We start from the raw sequence: 21,687 nt of genomic DNA, 5'->3' as shown, positions 1-21,687 counted from the left end.
CCCTCCATCAGGCCGTGACGGTCGCCGGACGCGGCGGCCACAGACGGGTGATCAGCCGGGTCACCAGGATGTCGACATAGAGTCCGTTGTAGAGATGGACCTGGATCGTCTGGCGCAGCGGTCCGTGCAGCCGGGTGAACAGATGCTGGAGCAACAGCAGGCCGACGAAGACGGCGACGATCGCCAGCGCGGTGAGGGTGCCGAGCCGCGCGGCGGTGGCCGGCAGCGCCATCACGTCGTCATTGATCGCTAGCTCGAACAGGCGGTGCAGCCCGAAGTAGCCGACGCAGACCAGGGCGCCGATCAGGGTCGCGCGCGGTAGCAGCGCCGCCTCGGCGCCGAGGCGCAACGCCTGCAGCAACAGTTGGGCGACGGCGACGGTGACGATCGCCCCGGCGACGAGCAGCGCCGGTTGGTGACCTGGATCGATGCCGAAGGCCAGCGCGGCGAGCAGCGCCATCAGCAGCGCCCCCTGGAAGGCGACCAGCCACTGCCAGGACGCGAGCGGGGCCTGGGCGAGCTGCGGCGTGGGGGCGCGGAAGCCGTCGACGCTGCTGCCCGAGGCGAGGAAGGCGTGCGCCTTGTAGAGCGAGTGGGCGACCAGGTGCAGCAGCGCCAGGCTGTAGAGTCCGAGCCCGGCCTCGAGCAGCATGAAACCCATCTGCGCCGAGGTCGACCAGGCCAGCGAGACCTTGATGCTGGTCTGGGTGAGCATCACCAGTGAGGCGATCACCAGGGTGACGAGCCCGATCAGCGCGAGGGCGTCGAGCGCCGCCCCCGAGAAGGACATGATCGGGCTCATGCGGATCACCAGAAAGGCACCGGCATTGACGATCCCGGCGTGGAGCAGCGCCGAGACCGGGGTCGGCGCCTCCATTACCTGCAACAACCAGCCGTGGAAGGGGAACTGGGCGCACTTGAGCATCGCGCTCAGCACCACCAGCCAGGCCGCCCACTGCAAGGGTGCCGACAGCGGTCCGAGATGCCCCGCCATGGCCGCGTGCAGCCCGGCGAACTCCAGGGTGTGCAGCTCGGCGCCGATCAGCACCACCGCGATCAGCAGGCTGACATCACCGATGCGACTGAAGACGAACTTCTTGTGCGCGGCGAGCTGTGCGCCGGGCCGCTCCGGGTAGAACAGCAGCAGGCGGTGCAGGCTCAGGCTGGTGGCGATCCAGGCGAGCGCGAACAGCAGCAGGTTGCCGGCAACGATCAGGGTGAGGATCGCCGCCAGGGTCAGCAGCAGCCACTGGTGAAAGCGCCCCTCGCCGGGGTCGCCGGCCATGTAGTTGCGCGCATAGCGGGTGACCACGGCGCCGACCAGCGACACCAGACAGAGCATGATCGCGGTCACCCCGTCGAGATAGACCCCGAGCCCGAGGCTGCCGAACAGCGGTACCGGCAGTGACACCAGGGTGATCGACTGCGCCGGGCCGAAGCCGTGCCCGAGAAGCGCGACCAGCGCCAGCGCGAAGGCCGTCCAGGCCGCCAGCCCGGAGAGCCGGGCCATCCCGGGCCCGGCCTCCCGCGCGCGCAGCCCGGGCAGCGCCCCGGCGGTCCAGAGCACGGTGGGCGCGAGCAGGGCGGCGAGGGTGGAGAGCGTGAGCGTCATACCGAATCCTCCCGACTGAGCAATCCATGGGCGATGTACTCAGGGTAGGTCGGTCATCCCTCCTTAAAAAATCGATCTTTTAGCTGATTTGTATCGATTTATTTCGATGGGTCAGCGTTTGCGCTGAGCGATCGACAGGGAAGTGAACCGCGATGACGCGAAGAACGCGAAGGGTGGGTAACGATCGTAGGGTGGGCAAAGCGCAGCGTGCCCACCGTGCGCCAGCCGCCAGAAGATTGAACCGCGATGACGCGAAGGACGCGAAGGGATTTCGCAAGGTGGACAAAGGCACCGTTGTTCCAGGATGGCGTCCCGCGCCCCGCCGCCAGCTGTAGGTTGGGTTGCCGTCGGCAACCCAACACCGGCGCCGTTGCCCGATGATGGCGCGCCGATGCCGGGTGACAGGTCCACGGGCGTTCCCAGCTCGTCGACTGAGCGGTGCGCGGACGAGACGTCGAGCCCGGGTTGATCGCAATCTCTTCGGATCGAATCCCCCCAACCCCCTTTGACCAAAGGGGGCTTTCAAGCCCTTCGCGTTCTTCGCGTCATCGCGGTTCGATCCCCTGGCTCCTGGCTCCTGGCTCCTGGCTCCTGGCTCCTGGCTCCTGGCTCCTGGCTCCTGGCTCCTGGCTCCTGGCTCCTGGTTCCTGGCTCCTGGCTCCTGGCTCCTGGCTCCTGGCGGCTGGCTCCTGGCTCCTGGCGGCTGGCTCCTGGCGGCTGGCTCCTGGCGGCTGGCGGCTGGCTCCTGGCGGCTGGCGGCTGGCGGCTGGCGGCTGGCGGCTGGTGGGCACGCTGCGCTTTGCCCACCCTACAAAAAGCCTTCGCGTCCTTCGCGTCATCACGGTTCAATCTTCTGGCGACCGATCTTGCATCGGTCGCGATCTGCGTCTAACGTCCACGGTTTGCGGCGCGCCCGGTGGTTGGCGGTCGAGGATGCAGGATTCGAGCAGGAGCTGGGCGTTCGGTGGATGGGTTGATCGTCGACCTCGAGGTGGTTCCCGCAGGCGACGAGGCGCCTGCCCGGATCTTCAAGATCGGTGCGCTGCGCCAGGGGTCCGGCGAGGCGCTGGAGCTCGACACCGACGGCTGTCTCGATGCCGCGCTGCGGCGCCTCGATGCCCTGGCCGAAGGGGCCGACTGCGTGCTCGGTCACAATGTCCTCGACCACGACCTGCCGCTGTTGCGCGCTGCCGCCCCCGATCTGAGGCTGTTGCGCCTGCCGGCGATCGATACCCTCAGGCTCTCGCCGCTGGCCTTCCCCCAGGACCCCTATCACCAGTTGGTCAAGGACTACAAGGCCGTTGCGGCAAGCCGTAACTCGCCGCTGGCCGACTGTCGCGCGACCGCGACCCTGTTCGATGCCGAGACCGAGGCCCTCGCCGCGCTGGGCGCGCGCCGTCCCGTGTTGCTCGACTGCTATCAGACCCTGCTCACGGAGCGCGCGGATGGCGGGCTCGGCGCCTGGTTCGCCGGCCTGACCGGGCACGCGCCACACGCGGCGGAGTGGTTGGTCGGGGCGCTGCGCGGGTTGCTCGTCGACGAGACGACGGCGGCGGCCGTCCGGGTCTGTCCCGCCGCGCTGGAGACACTGCTCGCCGGGTTGGTCATCGACACCGAGCGGCGCTGGTCGCTGGCCTATGCGCTGTCCTGGCTGCTGGCGGGTGCGGGCGAGGCGGTGCTCGCGCCCTGGGTGCGCCATCAGTTCCCCGTCACCGCCGAGCTGATCGCGCGGCTGCGCGACACCCCCTGTGGCGATCCCGCCTGCGCCTATTGCGCGCAGGTCCACGACCCGAGGACTCAGCTCCGGCGCTATTTCGGCTTCGAGGATTTCCGCCGCGAGCCCGAGGGCGGCAGCCTGCAACACGATCTGGTGCTCGGTGGCATGCGCGGCGAGTCGCTGCTGGCGGTGTTGCCCACCGGTGGCGGCAAGTCGCTGTGCTACCAGCTCCCGGCGCTCAACCGCTATCAGCGCAATGGCGCGCTGACGGTGATCGTCTCGCCATTGCAGTCGTTGATGAAGGATCAGGTCGACGGGCTGCTGGCGCACAACCTGCACTGCGCGGCGACGCTCAACGGCCTGCTGACCCTGCCCGAGCGTGCCGACGTGCTCGATCGCATCCGGCGCGGCGCGGTCGGTCTCCTGCTGGTCTCGCCCGAGCAGTTTCGCAACCGCGCCTTCCGCGCCGCCATCGCCCAGCGCGAGGTCGGTGCCTGGATCTTCGACGAGGCGCACTGTCTGTCGAAGTGGGGCAACGACTTCCGGCCCGACTATCTCTATGTCGCGCGTTTCATCCGCCGCTTCGGCGGCGACGATGCGCCGGTGGCGCCGGTCGGTTGTTTCACCGCCACCGCCAAGCCCGATGTGCTGGAGGACATCCGCGCCCATTTCACCGAGGTGCTGGGGATCGGCTTCCGCGACCTGATCGGCACGCCCCGACGCGCCAATCTCGACTACGGGGTGCTGCCGGTCGGCGCCGCCGAGAAGCCGGTGCGCATCCATCAGCTGCTCACCGAGACCTTTCCCGAGTCCGACTCGCCCGGCGGTGCCGTGGTGTTCGCCGCCAGTCGGCGCCATGCCGAGGAGCTGGCCGAGTTCCTCAGCGGGCAGGATTGGGACTGTCGGCACTTCCACGCCGGGCTGGCGCCGAACGCCAAGAAGGACATTCAGGACGCCTTCAAGCGCGGCGCGCTGCGGGTGATCGTCGCCACCAACGCCTTCGGCATGGGGGTCGACAAGCCCGATGTGCGGCTGGTGGTGCACGCCGACATCCCCGGCTCGCTGGAGAACTATCTGCAGGAGGCCGGTCGCGCCGGGCGCGACCAGCAACCGGCGCGCTGCGTGCTGCTCTACGATCCGCAGGACATCGAGACCCAGTTCGGGCTCGCCGCCCGCACCCAGCTGAGTCTGCGCGATATCCAGCAGATCCTCCGTGCGCTGCGCCAGATCCACGGGCGGCGTGGCGATGCCGCCGAACTGGTGGTCAGCAGCGGCGAGATCCTCCAGCACGCCGCGCTCGATGCCGGGTTCGACGCCGATGCCGATCACGCCGAGATCAAGGTGGTGACCGCGCTCGCCTGGCTGGAGCGCGCCGCGCTGCTCGAACGCGACGTCAACGAGACCCGCATCTTCCCCGCGCGGCTGCACGAGCCGGATCGCGCGCGCGCCGCCGCCCGTCTCGACCGGGCGGGATTGCCGCGCCGCCAGCGCGCGATCTTCGACACCGTGCTCGACTGTCTCTACGCCGCCGCGGCCGATGCGCGGATCGACACCGACGCCCTGGCGCGGGCGACCGGGACCAGCGGTGAGGAGGTGACCGGGGTGCTGCGCCAGCTCGAACAGCTCGGGCTGGTGGACAACGACACCCAGCTCACGCTGTATCTGCGTCATGGCGTCAGTGGTGCGGCGAAGGGGCGCCTGGAGCGCTGTCTCGCGCTCGAACAGGCGCTGTTCGCGCTGTTGCCGGAGCTTGCCCCGGATGCCGACCAGGGCGAGTGGCAGGACCTCAATCTGCCCCGGCTCACCGCGCGACTGCGCGATGAGACCGGGCAGCACGGGCTCAGCCCGCCACGGGTGCTGCGGCTGTTGCGCGGGCTCGCGCAGGATCGCGATGGCGACAGTCGCCAGCCCGGCGCCTTCGAGCTGGATGCCTTCAGCCGCGACCATCTCCGATTGCGGTTGCGCGGGCGCTGGGGCTGGAGGCGGATTCACGCCTTCGGCGAGCGCCGGCGCGCGCTCGCGGTGACCTTGTTGCGTTTCCTCATCGCGCGGATCCCTGAGGGGGTCCGGCGCAAGGACGTCTTGGTCAGCACCACCTTCGGTGAGCTGCTCGGCTGCATCGAGGGCGATGCGGTGCTTGCTGCCACCCTGTGCCCGGAGCAGCGCCGCGCGGCCATCGAGCACGTGTTGCTCTATCTCCATCAGCAAGAGGTGCTGGCGCTCAATCACGGCATGACGGTGATGCGTCGGGCGATGACCATCGAACTCGCATCCGAGCGCATCGGTGGCTACCAGCGCAAGGACCATGATCGGCTCGATGCCCATTACCGCGAGCGCCGTTTCCAGATCCATGCCATGCGCGAGTACGCCGAGCGCGCCCTCGACAGCGGCATGGAGGCGGCGCGGGCGCTGCTGGCCGACTATTTCAGCCAGTCCCGCCAGGCCTTTCAGCGTCGCTACTTCGCCGGCAAGGCCGAGGTGTTGAAGTTGGCCACCAGCGAGGCGTCGTGGCAGGCGATCGTCGAGCCGCTCAACGCGATCCAGCGCGGTATCGTCACCGCCCACGACGATCGCAACCGGCTGGTGCTCGCCGGGCCGGGTTCGGGCAAGACCCGGGTGGTGGTGCACCGCATCGCCTATCTGCTGCGGGTGTTGCGGGTGCCGGCGGCGAGCGTCATCGCGCTCACCTTCAACCGTCACGCCGCCAACGAGATCCGCCGGCGTCTGTTCGACCTGGTCGGGCGCGATGCCTGGGGGCTGACGGTGCTGACCTATCACGCCATGGCGATGCGCCTGACCGGCACCAGCTTCGAGCGGCGCGACAGCGTCGACGAGGCCTGCCTGGGCGAGGTGCTCGACCGCGCCGCGGCGTTGCTCGAGGGCGCGGTCGAGGTCGACGGCGAGGACGATCTGCGCGAGCAGCTGCTGCGCGGTTATCGCTACATCCTGGTCGACGAATACCAGGACATCGACGACCGTCAGTACCGTCTGGTCAGTGCGCTGGCGCGGCGGCGCGCCGAGGGCGAGCAGGACGCCGGGCTGTGCATCTTGGCCGTCGGCGACGACGACCAGAACATCTATGCCTGGCGTGGTGGCAACAACCGCCACATCGAGCGCTATCGCGAGGAGTACGACGCCGAGATCGCCTATCTGGTGGAGAACTATCGCTCCAGCGGCGCCATCGTCGCCGCCGCCAACCGGCTGATCGCGACCAATCCCGACAGGCTCAAGGAGGCGCACCCGGTGCGGGTCGATGCCGCGCGCGAACAGGCGCCGTCGGGCGGGCGCTGGGCGGGGGTCGACCCCGTGGCGGCGGGGCGGGTGTGTTGTCTGCGTCTGCCCGAGCACGACCGCGCCAGCGGTAACCAGCAGGCCCAGGCCGCACTCGGCGAGCTGCGCCGGCTGCTCGCGCTCGAGGGCGAGGGCGAGTGGCAGGGCTGTGCGGTGCTGGCGCGCAGCCATCGCTATCTGCGCCCGCTGCAGGCCTGGTGCGAGCGCGCCGGGGTGCCCTATCACCTCGCTGCCGAACAGGGGCGGGCGCTGCCGCTGACCCGCGAGCGCGGCTTCCTGCGGGTGATCGACGCGCTGCGCGCCTTGCCTCGCGAGCAGGTGCTCGATGCCGCCGCAGTACGGGCGCGGATCGCGACGCTGGGGCTCGATCCGCGCTGGCGGCGCTTCTTTGCCGAGGCGTTGGTGGCGCTGGCCGGCGAGCTCGGCGATTGCCAGCTCGCACCGGCGACGCTGATCGACTGGCTCTACGATCATGCCCGCGAGATCCGCCAGCAACCGCGCCCCGGGCTCTTCCTCGGCACGGTGCACGCGGCCAAGGGGTTGGAGTTCCGCCATCTGGTGCTGCTCGACGGTGATTGGCGCGCGGCGCCCGAGGCGATCGATGAGATGCGCCGACTCTATTACGTCGGCATGACCCGTGCCCGCGAGACCCTGACGCTGTGCGCCATCGGCGCGGGGAACCCCTGTCTCGATGCGCTCGGCGAGGGGGTGTTCGAGCGCCAGGTGCGGCTCGCGCACGCCCCCGAGCTGGAGGTGTGTTATCAGCCGCTGGGGTTGCAGGAGATCGACCTTGGCTATCCGGGGCGCCAGCCCGCAACGGCACCGATCCATGCCGCGATCGCCGCGATCGCGCCGGGCGAGCGTCTGCTCCTGGTCCCGGAGGGGGAGCGTTATCTACTGCGTCGCGCCGACGGTCAGGTGGTCGGACGGACCGCACGCGCCTTCCGGCTGGGGCTGGTCGATCCGGTCTGCGAGGTCGTCGCCATCATCCGTCGCGAGGCCGAGGACAGCGAGCCGCAATTTCGCGGCAAGCTGCGTTGCACGCGCTGGGAGGTGGTGGTGCCGCGGCTGATCGGTCGGCCGCGGAGGCGGGTGGCGGCGCTGTCGGCGGGTTGATCGCGCGGGGCACCAGGGGCGGCGTCCCGCGCCGGTCGGTGTCTCTGGGCTGCGGCATCATGCCCATGCCGCCGGGGGATTGAACCGCGATGACGCGAAGAACGCGAAGGGTTTGAAAGTGTTGGGTTGCCGTTGGCAACCCAACCTACTTTGATAGCTGGAAGCTGATTCGAACCGTCATGACACGCGGGCCTGAAAGCCCCCTTTGGTCAAAAAGGGGGGGGGATTCGATCCGAAGGGATTCCGAACAACCCCGCCTCGACGACCTGTCTCTCAGATCACGTCTTCGCCAGCACGCGGTGGGCACGCTGCGCTTTGCCCACCCTACGAACCCCCTTCGTGTCCTTCGCGCCATTGCGGTTCAATCCCCCGGCGGCTGGCGGCTGGCGGCTGGCGGCTGGCGGCTGGCGGCTGGCGGCTGGCGGCTGGCGGCGCTGACCTATCCGTTGCGGGTGATACGGATGCTGAAGTCGATGCGCTCGCCGCGTCGTGCCGAGGCGCGGGGCTGGAAGGGGCGGATCAGCCAGACGGTCGGGCCGGTGGCGGTGAGGGTGGCGGTGCGACCCTCGAACTCGCCGCGGAAGACCGCGGTGGCGCTGCCGTCGGCGGCGTCGTGGACGTTGAAATAGACGTTGCTGCTCGCGCTCTCCAGGGTGATCTTCAGGCGCTCGCCGGGGGTGCTGCGGATGGCGTAGGCGGGACCGGCATAGCCCTCGATGCGGCCTTCGAGGCGTAGTGGCTCGGTGTCGCTGGTCTGGACCTCGACCAGGGTCTCGTCGGGACCGAGCAGGCGGGGGATGGCGGTGTCGGTGAGGTCATCCTCGGTGGTGGGCATGCCGGTGCAGGCGACGAGGAGCGCGAGCAGTGGCAGGGTGGCAAGATGGCGGATCGGGCGCATACCGATGGTGCTCCTGGTGATCGGTTGACGGGGCTTGATGTTGACGCCCAGGCGATCTCGATCAAGTGGTCTGTTCACCCAGGCTGTGCCGTCACGAGGTGCCGAGCGGCTCGGTGCTTGCCGGTCTGGTCGTGGCGCCGTCGGATTGTGTGACGGTGGATCAACCCAGGCGTGGCGGGGGCAGGGTGCCGACCAGGCGGAAGCGGCGATAGTCGGTGAGGATCTCGGCGTGATCGAAGGCGAGACGCTCGGGAAGCGTATCGGGATGGAACAGTTCGACGCCCTTGGCATCATCACGGGCTTCGGGCTCGCCGCTGGCGGTGGCGATATAGACCGCGCTGGCGGTATGGGCGCGCGGGTCGCGCAGTGGCGACGAGTAGACGCCGAGCAGTGCGTGCAGCTCGACCTGCAGCGCGGTCCCCTCCAGCGCCTCGCGGACCGCGGCGCGCTCGACCCGCTCGCCGGGATCGACGAAGCCTCCGGGGATGGCCCAGCCGTGGGGCGGGTTGCGCCGCTCGATCAACACGATCGGACGCTCGGGTCGGTCGATCAGCTCGATGATGACGTCGACGGTGAGTAGCGGGGTGACGGGTGCGGGCATCGTTGACCTTCCTGGGTTGGGGCTATGCGCGACGCAGCCGACCGATGGCCTCGACCACGCTGAGTACCAGGGCGCCGGCGAGGATGCCGATCAGGGCGTTGATCAGCAGCGGCACCAGGGTTGCGAGCGGAGCGCCGAGCACGGGCAGCCCGGCGAGGACCTCGGCGAGATGGTGGAGCGGCTCGCCGATGATCGGCAGGCCATGGACGAGGATGCCGCCGCCGACCAGGAACATGGCGATGGTGCCGACGATCGACAGCCCCTTCATCAGCCGTGGCGCGGCACGCAGGATGGTCTCGCCGAGTCGGCGTCGCGCGCTGGCGAGTGCCCCCTCGCCGCCGCTGCGACTGAGATAGAGCCCGGCGTCGTCGAGCTTGACGATGGCCGCGACCAGACCGTAGACCCCGATGGTCATCAGCAGCGCGATGCCGGCGAGAACCAGCACTTGGGTGAGGAAGCCGGCCTGCTCGACGGTGCCCAGGGTGATGACGATGATCTCGGCCGAGAGGATGAAGTCGGTGCGGATGGCGCCGGCGATGCGTGTGCGCTCGACGGCGGCGAGATCGGTCGCGGGGTCGGCGAGGGCCTGTTCGAGCTCGGTCTCGCGCGTCTCGCCCTTGGGGTTGCCGTGGAGACGGTGGGCGACCTTCTCGAAGCCCTCGTAGCAGAGAAACAGTCCGCCGAGCATCAGCAGCGGCATGATCGCCCAGGGGGCGAGTGCGCTGATCAGCAGCGCGGCCGGGACCAGGATCAGCTTGTTGCGCAGCGAGCCCTTGAACACCGCCCAGACCACCGGCAGTTCACGTTCGGCGCGCAGCCCGTGGACCTGTTCGGCGTTGACCGCGAGGTCGTCGCCGAGGACGCTCGCGGTCTTGCGCGCCGCGACCTTGGTCAGCAGCGAGACGTCGTCGAGCACGCTGGCGATGTCGTCGAGCAGGGCGAGCAGGCTGGTGGCCATGGTGACGGGTCTCCCGGTAGCGAACGGCCAAAGTGGCTATTTGACATGCGTCATTCGCTTGTGTCGAGAGAGCAGCGAAAATCCAATGTTAATCTGATAAAAGTCCTTGATAGAGATCACTACCACCATGTCGTCTGTCCTTCCCCCCCGTCTGCTGCGCCCGCTCTCCCTGCCGCTGCGCCTGATGCCGACGACCTTTCACAGCCGCGCGCTGGCACGCATCCTCAATCAGGTGATGAAGGAGGCGATCGCCGATGGCGAGCTCGACTTCCTCGAGGGGCGTCAGGTCGCCATCGAGATCGCCGACATGGGCGTGCGCTATCGCCTCGGCTTCGAGAATGGCCGCATCCAGGGCTACGGCGAGCAGCGCCCGGCTGATGCCAGCATCGCCGGCGACACCCGCGAGTTCATGATGCTGGCGGCGCGTCAGGAGGACGCCGACACCCTGTTCTTCCAGCGTCGGCTGCGGATGTCGGGCAGCACCGAGCTCGGTCTGTATCTGAAGAACTTCCTCGACGCCTTCGAGCCGCCGGAGCGCTGGCAGCCGCTGACCCGTGCGATCGATCGCATGGCCGGGGTGCGCTTCCCCGGTCACTGAGCCGATGCCGCTTCGGCGCAGATGAAAACGCCCCGTCAGGCCAAGCCTGACGGGGCGTTTTCGTTGCGATGCCGTCCTGGCGCCGTCCCTGGCGCGTCCTCTCAGTGGTTGGGCACGATCAGCACCGGGATCGGGCTGTTGTGCAGCACCTTGCGAGCGGTCGAACCGATCGCACCCAGCCCCATCTGCGCATGGGTGCGGGTACCGAGCACGATCAGATCGGCCTCGCGCGCCTTGGCCACCCGCAGGATCTCCTCCGAGGGCAGGCCGCTGGCCACTTCCAGCGCCTCGACGATCTCCGACTCGGCGTTGCACGAGCCGGGGACCTCGGCGCAGTACTTGGCCAGGCGCTTGTGGAGGGTGGCGAGCACCTCCTTGAGCACCTCCTGCTCGTGCTGCTTGCGGTTCATGTCGGGCAGATAGGCGCCGACCACCGTCTGGCCGGTGCTGCCCATCGGCTCGACCACGTGCAGCATGGTGATCCGCGCGCCGGTGCTCTTGGCCAGTGCCACGGCGTTGTGGAAGACCGGACGGGTGTGGGTGCCGAAGTCCGATGCGTAGAGGATGTGCTGATAGGTCGGCATCTGGTTCGTCATCATTTATAACCCTGCAATTGGTCGATGTATTCCGGCAGGAACAGCGAGATCTGCGGGATATAGGTGATCAACATCAGGAAGCCAAGGAGCAGCAGCATCCACGGCAGCACCGCCTTGATGACCCAGCCGATGCTCTCGCCGGTGATGCCGGCGGTGACGAACAGGTTGAGCCCGACCGGCGGCGTGAGCATGCCGATCTCCATGTTGACGACCATGATGATACCGAAGTGGATCGGGTCGATACCGAGCTGCATGGCGATCGGGAAGAGGATCGGCGCCATGATCAGCAGGATCGCCGAGGGCTCCATGAAGTTGCCGGCGATCAGCAGCAGGATGTTGACCACGATGAGGAACATCCACGGCTCGAGGCCCCACGCGACGATCGACTCGGCGATCTGGTGCGGGATGCGCTCGGTGGTCAGCACATGGGCGAACAGCATCGCGTTGGCGATGATGAACAGCAGCATGATCGAGACCTTGGCCGCATCCAGCACCACCTTGCGCACCTCGGGGTGGGCGAAGCTGGTGGCCAGCGCCGTGGGTACCTGCCAGGTGTTGCGCCCGAGCATGCGGAAGAAGCCCTCGCCCTGGTAGCGCCAGGGCACGGTCTTGAGCGGACCCATGTCACGGTAGCCGATGACCGCGACCAGGAAGGCATAGACCGCAGACACCGCCGCCGCCTCGGTGGGGCTGGCCACGCCGCCGTAGATCGAGCCGAGCACGATGACGATCAGCAGGATGCCGCCGGAGGCGCTGAAGGCGGCGCGGAAGATCTCGCGGAAGCCGGGCCAGGGCTGCGAGGGCAGCTTCTTGATGCGGGCGACGATATAGATGGCGATCATCAGGATCAGGCCCATCATCAACCCGGGGATGAAGCCGGCCATGAACATGCGCGCGGCCGAGACCTCGGTGGCCGCGGCATAGACCAGCATCACGATCGAGGGCGGGATGAGGATGCCGAGGGTGCCGGCATTGGTGATGACGCCCGCGGCGAACTCCTTCGGATAGCCGGATTTGACCATGCCGGCGATGACGATGGTGCCGATGGCGGCGACGGTCGCCGGCGACGAGCCGGAGACGGCGGCGAACAGCATGCAGGCGAGCACCGAGGCCATTGCCAGACCGCCACGGATGTGTCCGACCACGTCGGTGGCGAACCGGATCAGGCGTTTGGCCACGCCGCCGGTCGAGAGGAACGCCGAGGAGAGGATGAAGAAGGGGATCGCCAGCAGGGTGTAGTGCCCGGAGAGCGCCTCGAACAGCTTGAGCGCGATCGAGGCGAGCGAGTCGTTGGAGAACAGCAGGATGGTGGTGATGCTGGACAGCCCGAGCGCGATGGCGATCGGCATGCCCAGCAGCATGCAACCGAACAGCAGCAGGAACAGGGTTGCAGTGGTCATTTATCGGCCACCTCGCGCTTGAGTTCTTCGGCCAGGTGCATGCTTTCCTCTGCCTCGTTGGTCTGGTGGAAGCCGGTGGCGCGACCGGTGGCCACGGCCCACAGCAGCTCGAGCAGGCGGATCGAGAGCATGGCCAGTCCGATCAACAGGATGCTGTCGGCGATCCAGGCCTGGATGGCGATGTCCTCGAGTTCGATGCCGATCATCTTCATCTTGCCCAGATAGATCCAGGCGCCGTAGATGAACAGTCCGCAATAGGCCAGCGCGAGCAGGATGGCGAGCGCCGAGATCAGCCGCTGGACGAGCGGCGAGAACAGGCGCACGAAGGCGTCGACCCCGATATGGGCGCCGACCTTGAGGCCGTAGGAGACGCCGAACAGGACGAACCAGGCCGACAGGTGCAGGGTGGCCTCCTGGCCCCAGGAGACGCCGGTGCTGAAGCCGAAGCGCATGACGACCTCGGCGAACACCAGGAGGGTCATCGCCACCAGCAGCAGCGAAATGATGGCCTCCTCGGTCTTGTTGATGAAGCGCAAGAACATGGTCAATGACGCTCGAGTTGAATGAAGGTGGTCAGATTGAGGGTAGACACTGGCGCGCCGCTTGGCACGCAAGGTCGGGCCGTCGATGATGCGATGCGCCCCGCGGGCGGGGCCGCGGGGCGCGCTGATTGAGCCTGACGTGACGACCCGTCCTGGAGGTCAGGACAGGTCGGCGGGGCTCAGTTGCCGCGGTTCGAGGCGTAGGCGGCGTCGATCAGCTCGGCGCCGATCTCGTCCTCGAACTCCTCCCACACCGGCTTCATCGCCTGCAGCCACTGGGCGCGCTCCTCAGGCGTGAGGGTGATGATCTCGGTGCGACCGGAGTCGACGATCTTCTGGCGATAGTCGAGGTCCTTCTCGCGGGCGACCTGGTTGCCGTAGGCCACCGCCTCATCGATCGTGGCCTTGAGTTCGGCACGGAGATCGTCGGGGAGACCGTTCCAGAACTCAGCCGAGGTCACCACCATGTAGTCGAGCAGACCGTGGTTGGACTCGGTGATGTAGGGCTGCACCTCGAAGAACTTCTTGGTGTAGGTGTTCGACCAGGGGCTCTCCTGACCGTCGATCGCGCGGGTCTGGAGCAGGGTGAAGACCTCGGAGAAGGGCTTCTTCAGCGGGGTGGCGTCGACCGCCTTGAACTGCGCCTCGAGCACCTCGGAGGACATGATGCGGAACTTCATGCCGGCGGCGTCCTCGGGCACGCGCAGCGGCTCGTTGGAGCTGAACTGCTTGAGGCCGCTGTGGAGGTAGCCGAGACCGATCAGCCCCTTCTTCTCCATCGAGCTGAGCAGCTCCTGACCGGGCTCGCTCTGCTGGAAGCGATCGACCGCGTCGAGGTCCTCGAACAGGAAGGGCAGGTCGAAGAGGGCGAGCTTCTTGGTGTAGCGACCGAACTTGGAGAGTGCGGGCGCGGCCAGCTGCACGTCGCCGAGCTGCATCGCCTCGAGCACCTTGTCATCGCCGAACAGCTGCGAGTTGGGGTAGACCTCGACAACGACGCGGTCGCCCATGCGCTCTTCAACCAGCTCCTGGAGCTTCAGCGCCATCTGGCCCTTGGGGGTGTTCTCGGCCACGACGTGCGAGAACTTGATCACGATCGGATCATCGGCGGCGCTGGCGGTGCCGGTGACGAGCGTGGATGCGGCCGTGATCGCAGCCAGGGAGAGTGCGGCTAAGGTCGGTTTCATCAGTTCCTCCGCAAGAGGCCCCGCCTTTCTGGTCGGGGTGGGTTAGCGGGCCGCCCGGTGGGCGGCGGTTTTTCACTCAAGTGCCGGTCTGTTCCAGGGCGGGCGTCCTGCTGGCGCTGTCGGCTCGGCAGGGTTCGCCCTCGGGAAGAGTAGCGCGGGTCTCGGCGCTCTTCGCGCCCATCCGTGGCGCAGACACCTCGTGCCGTTCTGTTCAGAGCGGTCGATGGTGTCCCATGTTCCTGATTGTGAAGGCCTGTTTTCCCGCTCGCCTTCCTGTCGGATTCACTCCGGGCCCCGGGGCATGGCCGTCCCCGCCGAGGCGGGAGTAGCCGTTTCGCACGAGAATGGGTGATGTCTCGCCGATCCAGTTGGATCGAACGCCACATTAAAGCAATTCGTGGGCCAGGTTTTTTCAGCGCCGGGGCGGTGCCATTTCGGTGTTCCCTGACTTTCGAATATTACTTTTTTCTTTCAGCAGGTTGCGCTGTGTGTGCGCTGCTCGGCGGGGTGATGTCGCGGGGCGCTGTCGACGATTCCACGGCTGGCGCGTGGCGGGGCGTGGTGGAGTGGGTGGAATCCCACCCATTGCGGGGTGAGCGGCACGGCGGATATCCGCCGATCCGTGCTCAGTCCTTGTAGTCGTCCTTGTCGAGTCCGTGCTTCTGCATCTTGTCGTAGAGCGTCTTGCGGGGGATGCCGAGGGTGGTCATGGTGTCCTTGATGCTGCCCTTGTTGGCCGCCAGCGCCTGCACGATCAGACTGCGCTCGAAGCACTCGACCTGGGTCGGCAGGGTCTGCGGCAGGCCGCTGTCGGGGTCGCCGGCGAACAGGGTCTCGAGCGACCAGTCGTACTGCTCGCCGATCAGCACGTAGCGCTCGGTGAGGTTGCGCAGCTCGCGCACGTTGCCGGGCCAGTCGTGACCGAGCAGACGGCTGATCTGGTCCTGCTCGGGGAAGGGCGCGTCGCGCTGGAAGCGGTCCTGGGCGACGAGCAGGAAGTGATGGAACAGCAGCGGGATGTCCTCGCGACGCTCGCGCAGCGGCGGGATGTGCAGGGTGAGCACGTTGAGCCGGTAGTAGAGATCCTCGCGGAAGTCGCCGGCGGTGGCCGCCTCGCGCAGGTCGATCTTGGTCGCCGCCACCACGCGGAAGTCGAGCGGGATGAGCTGGTTGGAGCCGAGCCGCTCGATGGTGCGCTCCTGGAGCACGCGCAGCAGCTGCACCTGGGCCGGTGCGGGCATGCTCTCGATCTCGTCGAGGAACAGGGTGCCCTCGTGAGCGTGCTCGAACTTGCCGATGCGCCGCGCCTTGGCGCCGGTGAAGGCGCCGGCCTCGTGACCGAACAGCTCGCTCTCGATCATGCTCTCGGGGACCGCGCCGCAGTTGACCGGGACGAAGTTGCGGTCGCGGCGGTTGCTGTGCTCGTGCAGCGAGCGCGCCACCAGCTCCTTGCCGGTGCCGGTCTCGCCGAGGATCAACACGTCGGCGCCGGTGTCGGCGATCTGCGAGATGGTCGCGCGCAGCCGGCGCATCGCCGGGCTGTGGCCGATGATGCGTGGACCGAGCGCGGTGTTGGCCATCAGCTCGACGCGCAGGTTGCGGTTCTCCATCACCAGGGCGCGCTTGTCGAGTGCGCGCTGCACGGTGTCGAGGAGGCGCTCGGCGGGGTAGGGCTTCTCGATGAAGTCATAGGCCCCGGCGCGCATCGCGTTGACCGCGGTGCTGATGTCGCCGTGACCGGTGATCAGGATCACCGGCAGGTCGGGGTCGATGGCCTGAGCCTGGGCGAGCAGTTCGAGTCCGTCGATCCCGGGCAGGCGGATGTCGGTGATCAGCACCCCGGGCCAGTCGCGACTGAGCAGCGGCAGGGCACGCTCGGCGCGGTCGAACACCTGGGCGGTGAGCCCGGCGAGTTCCAGGGTCTGGCGGTTGGCGGCACGGATGTGTTGCTCGTCGTCGACGAAGATGACATGTGGCGATTGACTCATTCAGGGCTCTCCGCAGCCGGCAGGCGCAGTTCGAAGCAGGCGCCCGCGCGGGCGGGCTTGGCCACCAGCGCGCCACCCATCTCGGTGGTGATGCGCGAGGAGATCGCCAGCCCCAGCCCGAGCCCGTCGCCCGCGGCCTTGGTGGTGAAGAAGGGCTCGAAGATCACCGCCAGGTCGGACTCGGGGATGCCGGGGCCGGTGTCGCGCACCCAGGTCACCACGGTGTCGCCCTCGCGGCGGGCATCGATCTCGATGCGGCGCTGTTCGGCCTCGGCGATGGCCTGACAGGCGTTGCCGAGCAGATTGACGATGACCTGCTGGAGCAGCACGTCGTTGGCGCGGACCTGCAGATGGTCGGGGATGCGCGCGATCAGCTCGCCGTGACAGCGCGCGAGCATCGGCGTGATGATCCGTGTAGCCCCCTCGATCACCGCCGCCAGTGGCAGTGGCGTCAGCTCGCCCGAGGTCTTGCGTGCGAACAGCTTGAACTGGGAGCCGATCTTGGCCATGCGCTCGGTGAGCGCGAGGATCTGACCGAGGTTGGCCGCGACCTCCTGATGACGCTCCTTGGCGAGCAGCAGCCGTCCATTATCGGCATAGGTGCGGATTGCCGCCAGCGGTTGGTTGAGTTCGTGGTTGATGCTCGCCGACATCTGCCCGAGGGTGGCGAGCTTGGCCGACTGGATCAGCGCCTGCTGGGTCTCGCGCAGCGCCTGCTCGGCGCGCAGCCGCTCGTCGATCTCGGCGCGCAGCCGCCGATTGGTGCGGGTGAGCTCCTCGGTGCGGGTGGCGACCCGGGCCTCGAGTTCGAGGTTGATGCGCTCGAGGGTGGCGCGCGCGCGCTCGGTGAGTGCGGCATGGGCGCGGCGGCTGCGCTGGCGCTGTAACAGCAGCGCGACGCCGAGCGCGGTGACCGCGAGCAGTGCGCCGGCGAGGGCGGTGAGCTTGAGGCTGTCGCGCATCACCGTGCTGGTGTTGGAGAGCACGTGGACCTGCCAGCCGGCGTTCTGCATCGCGCGCGATTGCAGCAGGTAGGGCGGTGGCTCCGGCCAGGATGCGGGCGGGCCGAGCCGGACCAGGGTGCCGTCGGCGGTGGTGTCGCGCACCGCCAGCTCGAGTGGCTCGAGGCTGGCGTCGAGATAGCGGTTGCTCGCGCGGATGCGCCGTCTGACCTCGGGGGCGAGCGGGTGCAGGGTGCGAAAGCGTTGTGCCGGTTCGGTGGAGATGAAGATCACCCCGTCGGGGTCGGTGACGAGGAAGACATGCCCGGACTTCGCCCAGCGTCGCTCGGCCTCGGTGACGTCGATCTTGACCACCACGGCGCCGAGGATCTCGTGGTTCTCGCGCACCGGGTAGGCGAAGTAGTAGCCGCGTCGCTTGGAGGTGGTGCCGAGGGCGAAGTAGCGCCCGAGCTCACCGTCCATGGCGTCGTGGAAGTAGGGGCGGAAGCTGAAGTCGCGGCCGACGAAGGGGCGCTCGGCGTTCCAGTTGCTCGCGGCGATGGTCAGTCCCGCGGCGTCCATCAGATAGGTGTCGGTGGCGTCGCTGATGCGGTTGACCGTCTCCAGATAGCGGTTGAGCGCGACGATGCTCTCGCGCCCGCCCGGGGTGCGGAGGAACTCGGTCAGGCGCGGGTTGGTGGCGAGCAGCTCGGGCAGCGGTTCGTACTTGGCCAGCAGCCCCTGGAGATGGACGACGTAGAGGTCGAGGTCGGTGCGCGCCTGCTCGGCCAGCCGCTCGACGCCGTCGTGATAGGCCCAGCGCGCCAGCCCCCAGAGCCCGGCGCAGACGAGCGCGAACAGCGCCAGCCAGGGGAGATGGCGGGCGGGGTGCGGGCGGGGGGATGGCGGCTGCTCGACGATCAAGCGTGTCTTCCGGCCCGGGGCCGGACGCGCCGTCCCGCGTGATGGCGGGCGGCGCCTCGGGCCCCGAGGCGCCGGGGTGGCGGGATCAGGCCGGTCCGGGCACGGCGACGCCGGTGCCGCCGGCATAGCCCGCGGCACCGGTCCAGTAGCCGTCGCACAGCCCCGAAGGGGCGTACTCGCGTAGCTTGGCCAGGCCTTCGCCATGGCTCATGTCACCACGCAGACAGGCGTCGAACACGGCGATGATGTCGCTGGTGTGGCGCGACTGCGGGCTGATGCGCAGCAGCTCGACGCCGAGCGCGGTGACCTCGTCGAGCGCGCCGAGCAGGGTGTGGGTGCTCGCCGACTGGGTCTGGATGCCGTTGAGGGTGAGGAAGTGATCGCCCTCCTGGGTGTCGATGGTCAGTCCGTCGGGGTAGTCGATGCAGCAGAACTGGCAGTCGTCCTTGGCGAGATCGCGGTTGTAGGCGGTGAAGCAGCGTGCCGAGTAGGCCAGCGGCAGCCGCCCGAAGGCGAACAGCTCGCACTCGACGCCCTCGGGGCGGGTTGCGATCAGTGCGTGCGCGGTGTCGCGACCGAGTTCGACCGGCAGCACCCAGCGCTTGAGTCCGTGGCGGGCGAGAAAGGCCAGGGTGCGATCGTTGTAGAGGTTGATCGAGTGACCGGCGACGAAGGGGTGACCGTCGAGATACTCCAGCGCGCCGAGATCGTTGGCCTCGACCAGGAAGCGCCGGTCGGAGCAGAGTCGCTCCAGGGTCTTGAGTTCGCCGTCGGACTCGATCAGCGCCAGGGTCGAGATCACCGGCTCCTTGCCGGCGGCGGCGACGCGCTCGGCCAGCTCCCAGTAGTCCTCGGGACGCAGCAGGCGGCGCTTGGAGCAGATGGTCTCACCGAGATAGATGGTCGCCACCGGGGTCTCGAGCATCTCGGCGTAGAAGTCCATCACCTGTTCGCGCGGCCAATGGTAGAGCAGGGGGCCGAGCGAGAGACGGGGGCGCTGGTTTGGCGTGTGCTGGGGTTGCATGGCTATCGGGTGTCAGTGGGGCTGTTGGGATGGATTGACCGGGGCGGCGATCGTCGTCACGCCCCCGGCTGTGTCCGTTCGGGTCTGGCGGCCGGGGAGCGACGCGTCGACCGGAGCGTGGTGACGCGCCGCCGATTCCCGGTGATCGCTAGTGCCACTGGCGGTGGTAGGGGCCGAGCGTGGTCTGGGTGCCCTCGGAGACCTGAGCCAGTGCCGCCCGCCAGTCGTCGCGCGGGCGGAAGTTCTGGGGGTCGCGGCGGCAGGCGTCGATCGCCTCGCGCCAGACCCGGGTGACCTGGGTGACGTAGCGGGTGCTGCGCTGGCGTCCCTCGATCTTTATCGCGCTCACCCCGGAGGCGATGATATCGGGGAGGATCTCCATGGTGTTGAGGCTGGTCGGCTCCTCGATGGCATAGCGCAGCTTGCCGTTGACCTGATAGCGACCCTTGCAGATGGTCGGATAGCCAGCCGGCTCGCCGTGACCGCGGCGTTCGAGCAGCACCCCGCCGAGGCGCGTCTCCTGGCCCTCGGCGGTGTCGATCCACTCGACGTGGGAAGCCGGCGAGCAGGCGCCGAAGGTATTGGGCGACTGGCCGGTGGCATAGGAGGAGAGCAGGCAGCGGCCCTCGACCATCACGCACAGGCTGCCGAAGCCGAAGATCTCGACCGGTACGTCGCAGCGTTCGATCAGGTGTGCGACCTGGGCGAGCGAGAGCACGCGCGGCACCACCACGCGCTTGATACCGAACTGGCGGTGCATGAAGTTGATCGCCGCTGGGTTGGTCGCCGAGCCCTGCACCGAGAGGTGCAGGTTGAGCTGCGGGTGCGTGTTGGCGGCATAGTCGAGCACGCCCATGTCGGCGGCGATCATGGCGTCGACGCCGAGATCGGCGGCGCGGTCGACCGCCGCGCTCCAGCGCTCCCAGCCATTCGGTTGGGCATAGGTATTGACGGCGACCAGCACCTTGACGTTGCGATCGTGCGCGTAGCGCAGGCCGTCACGGATCTGCTTGTCGCCGAAGTTCAGGCCGGCGAAGTGACGGGCGTTGGTATCGTCGCGAAAACCGATGTAGACGGCGTTGGCGCCGTTGTCGACGGCGGCCTTCAGCGCCGGCAGGTTGCCGGCGGGACAGACGAGTTCCATGGTGGATGGTCTCCAGCGAGTCAGGCGGTACTTGCAAGTTTGCGGCAGGACGAGGGCGTGATCAGGTCACCCTGTCGGGTGCCGCGCCGATACAGCTCGGCTTCGATGCCGTTGAGCACGGCCCATTTCTGGCTACACCAGTCGGGGGCGAGCAGGATATCGCGCGAGGCGGTGCCGGTGACCCGGTGGAAGGTCACCTCGGGCGGGGTGCGCTCGATGATGTCGGCGCAGGTGGCGACGTAGTCCTCCAGCGCGAGCGGCTGGTAGTGACCGCGTCGCCAGTCGATCGCCAGGCGGGTGTGGCGCACGACGTGGAGGGCGTGCAGCTTGAGTCCTTCGACACCGACGCCGAGCACGCGCTCGAGGCTCTCGATGGCGTGGTTGCGTCCCTCGCCGGGGAGGCCGACGATGAGATGGGCGCAGACCGGGATGCCGCGGCGGTGTGCTGCCTGCACCGCGCGCTGGTAGTCGGCGAAGGTGTGGCCGCGGTTGACGCGCTCGAGGGTGCGATCATCGGCCGACTGCAGTCCGAGTTCGAGCCAGATCTCCTTGCCGCGGGCGCGATAGCGCGCGAGCAGGTCGAGCACCGCCTCGGGCACGCAGTCGGGGCGGGTGCCGATCGACAGCCCGATGACATCGGGGTGGACGAGTGCGCTGTCGTAGCGCTCGCGCAGCGCGTCGATCGGGTCGTAGGTATTGGTGTAGGCCTGGAAGTAGGCCATGAAGCGGCGCGCCCCGGTGCGCTTGGCGAGCACGGTGCGGCCCGACTCGATCTGCTCGGCGACCGAGGGCGGCTCCTTGGCGTTGGGGCTGAAGGAGACGTTGTTGCAGAAGGTACAGCCGCCCCGGCCCTTGGTGCCGTCGCGGTTGGGGCAGGTGAAACCCGCGTTGAGGGCGAGTTTGTGCACCCGCTGACCATAGCGGTTCAGCAGATACTGTCCAAAGGTATTGACGCGATCGCTGAGGATGCGCTGTTGAGCTTGGGGCGGGGGCATCCGACTAAAGCTAACCGTGCTCGATGAATAACCGTTTGATCCAGATCAACGAATGGGCAATCCGGGATCCGGGGCGAAGGCCGACGCGGTGGTCGGGATCTGGGGCGGAGGCTGACCCCTGACAACTCAGGGGCATGTTCGGGCCAGCTTTGCAG

General features: G+C 68.2%; 15 protein-coding genes. 2 read left to right on the top strand and 13 right to left on the bottom strand.

The window, feature by feature from the left end:
* Positions 1-7 precede the first annotated feature (7 nt).
* Entirely contained in the window at positions 8-1,612 is a 1,605-nt protein-coding gene (locus ACAM26_RS16105; protein WP_369614097.1) for an NADH-quinone oxidoreductase subunit L, read from the bottom strand.
* A gap of 964 nt (positions 1,613-2,576) precedes the next feature.
* Between ACAM26_RS16105 and ACAM26_RS16100 the strand changes: the two genes are divergently transcribed.
* Complete coding sequence (locus ACAM26_RS16100; RefSeq protein ID WP_369614096.1) at positions 2,577-7,736, top strand: RecQ family ATP-dependent DNA helicase; 5,160 nt, start codon at positions 2,577-2,579, stop codon at positions 7,734-7,736.
* 439 nt (positions 7,737-8,175) lie between these two features.
* Here the strand turns inward: ACAM26_RS16100 and ACAM26_RS16095 are convergent, their stop codons facing one another.
* From ACAM26_RS16095 to ACAM26_RS16085, 3 genes are all read right to left on the bottom strand, one after another.
* Complete coding sequence (locus tag ACAM26_RS16095; RefSeq protein ID WP_369614095.1) at positions 8,176-8,634, bottom strand: hypothetical protein; 459 nt, start codon at positions 8,632-8,634, stop codon at positions 8,176-8,178.
* Between the two features lie 160 nt (positions 8,635-8,794).
* Positions 8,795-9,235, bottom strand: coding sequence for an NUDIX hydrolase (locus ACAM26_RS16090; RefSeq protein WP_123142088.1), 441 nt, complete (start codon positions 9,233-9,235; stop codon positions 8,795-8,797).
* Between the two features lie 22 nt (positions 9,236-9,257).
* The gene (locus ACAM26_RS16085) at positions 9,258-10,193 is read right to left on the bottom strand and encodes a DUF808 domain-containing protein (protein WP_369614094.1); all 936 of its coding nucleotides are present in this window, start codon (positions 10,191-10,193) and stop codon (positions 9,258-9,260) included.
* 127 nt (positions 10,194-10,320) lie between these two features.
* Here ACAM26_RS16085 and ACAM26_RS16080 point away from each other — a divergent pair, with 127 nt between their 5' ends.
* Positions 10,321-10,791, top strand: coding sequence for an SCP2 domain-containing protein (locus ACAM26_RS16080; protein WP_005220913.1), 471 nt, complete (start codon positions 10,321-10,323; stop codon positions 10,789-10,791).
* A 101-nt stretch (positions 10,792-10,892) separates the two neighbouring features.
* On the opposite strand, the gene ACAM26_RS16075 is transcribed toward ACAM26_RS16080, so the two are convergent.
* The 9 genes from ACAM26_RS16075 to ACAM26_RS16035 form a co-directional block, all read right to left on the bottom strand.
* A complete protein-coding gene (locus tag ACAM26_RS16075) occupies positions 10,893-11,390 on the bottom strand; it encodes a universal stress protein (protein ID WP_082805985.1) in 498 nt (165 codons plus the stop codon).
* Complete coding sequence (locus ACAM26_RS16070) at positions 11,387-12,787, bottom strand: TRAP transporter large permease (RefSeq protein ID WP_123140680.1); 1,401 nt, start codon at positions 12,785-12,787, stop codon at positions 11,387-11,389. The genes ACAM26_RS16075 and ACAM26_RS16070 overlap by 4 nt, the downstream gene beginning before the upstream one ends.
* The gene (locus tag ACAM26_RS16065) at positions 12,784-13,329 is read right to left on the bottom strand and encodes a TRAP transporter small permease (RefSeq protein WP_123142086.1); all 546 of its coding nucleotides are present in this window, start codon (positions 13,327-13,329) and stop codon (positions 12,784-12,786) included. Before ACAM26_RS16065 ends, ACAM26_RS16070 begins: the two co-directional genes overlap by 4 nt.
* A gap of 179 nt (positions 13,330-13,508) precedes the next feature.
* On the bottom strand, positions 13,509-14,516 hold the full coding sequence (locus ACAM26_RS16060) for a TRAP transporter substrate-binding protein (protein ID WP_132230467.1): 1,008 nt from the start codon (positions 14,514-14,516) through the stop codon (positions 13,509-13,511).
* A 626-nt stretch (positions 14,517-15,142) separates the two neighbouring features.
* Positions 15,143-16,504 (bottom strand): sigma-54 dependent transcriptional regulator, encoded by a 1,362-nt coding sequence (locus ACAM26_RS16055; RefSeq protein ID WP_005220922.1) that lies wholly within the window; start codon positions 16,502-16,504, stop codon positions 15,143-15,145.
* A complete protein-coding gene (locus tag ACAM26_RS16050) occupies positions 16,501-18,369 on the bottom strand; it encodes an ATP-binding protein (RefSeq protein ID WP_132230469.1) in 1,869 nt (622 codons plus the stop codon). Before ACAM26_RS16050 ends, ACAM26_RS16055 begins: the two co-directional genes overlap by 4 nt.
* An 85-nt stretch (positions 18,370-18,454) precedes the next feature.
* On the bottom strand, positions 18,455-19,393 hold the full coding sequence (locus ACAM26_RS16045) for a U32 family peptidase (RefSeq protein WP_369614093.1): 939 nt from the start codon (positions 19,391-19,393) through the stop codon (positions 18,455-18,457).
* 148 nt (positions 19,394-19,541) lie between these two features.
* Complete coding sequence (locus ACAM26_RS16040; RefSeq protein ID WP_123140684.1) at positions 19,542-20,537, bottom strand: peptidase U32 family protein; 996 nt, start codon at positions 20,535-20,537, stop codon at positions 19,542-19,544.
* Between the two features lie 20 nt (positions 20,538-20,557).
* Positions 20,558-21,532 (bottom strand): TIGR01212 family radical SAM protein, encoded by a 975-nt coding sequence (locus ACAM26_RS16035; protein WP_369614092.1) that lies wholly within the window; start codon positions 21,530-21,532, stop codon positions 20,558-20,560.
* Between the last annotated feature and the right edge of the window lie 155 nt (positions 21,533-21,687).

It is taken from the genome of Marichromatium sp. PS1, from assembly GCF_041155115.1.
GTDB classification, from domain to species: Bacteria; Pseudomonadota; Gammaproteobacteria; order Chromatiales; family Chromatiaceae; genus Marichromatium; species Marichromatium gracile.
The sequence above is the reverse complement of the archived record's forward strand: the minus strand, read 5'-3'. Positions and strand labels throughout refer to the sequence as shown.

Coding starts and splice junctions, on each gene's coding strand:
- ACAM26_RS16060 (WP_132230467.1), bottom strand. CDS start 14,516: ATGAAACCGACCTTAGCCGCACTCTCCCTGGCTGCGATCACGGCCGCA.
- ACAM26_RS16040 (WP_123140684.1), bottom strand. CDS start 20,537: ATGGAACTCGTCTGTCCCGCCGGCAACCTGCCGGCGCTGAAGGCCGCC.
- ACAM26_RS16035 (WP_369614092.1), bottom strand. CDS start 21,532: ATGCCCCCGCCCCAAGCTCAACAGCGCATCCTCAGCGATCGCGTCAAT.
- ACAM26_RS16045 (WP_369614093.1), bottom strand. CDS start 19,393: ATGCAACCCCAGCACACGCCAAACCAGCGCCCCCGTCTCTCGCTCGGC.
- ACAM26_RS16065 (WP_123142086.1), bottom strand. CDS start 13,329: ATGTTCTTGCGCTTCATCAACAAGACCGAGGAGGCCATCATTTCGCTG.
- ACAM26_RS16055 (WP_005220922.1), bottom strand. CDS start 16,504: ATGAGTCAATCGCCACATGTCATCTTCGTCGACGACGAGCAACACATC.
- ACAM26_RS16080 (WP_005220913.1), top strand. CDS start 10,321: ATGTCGTCTGTCCTTCCCCCCCGTCTGCTGCGCCCGCTCTCCCTGCCG.
- ACAM26_RS16090 (WP_123142088.1), bottom strand. CDS start 9,235: ATGCCCGCACCCGTCACCCCGCTACTCACCGTCGACGTCATCATCGAG.
- ACAM26_RS16070 (WP_123140680.1), bottom strand. CDS start 12,787: ATGACCACTGCAACCCTGTTCCTGCTGCTGTTCGGTTGCATGCTGCTG.
- ACAM26_RS16095 (WP_369614095.1), bottom strand. CDS start 8,634: ATGCGCCCGATCCGCCATCTTGCCACCCTGCCACTGCTCGCGCTCCTC.
- ACAM26_RS16085 (WP_369614094.1), bottom strand. CDS start 10,193: ATGGCCACCAGCCTGCTCGCCCTGCTCGACGACATCGCCAGCGTGCTC.
- ACAM26_RS16105 (WP_369614097.1), bottom strand. CDS start 1,612: ATGACGCTCACGCTCTCCACCCTCGCCGCCCTGCTCGCGCCCACCGTG.
- ACAM26_RS16075 (WP_082805985.1), bottom strand. CDS start 11,390: ATGATGACGAACCAGATGCCGACCTATCAGCACATCCTCTACGCATCG.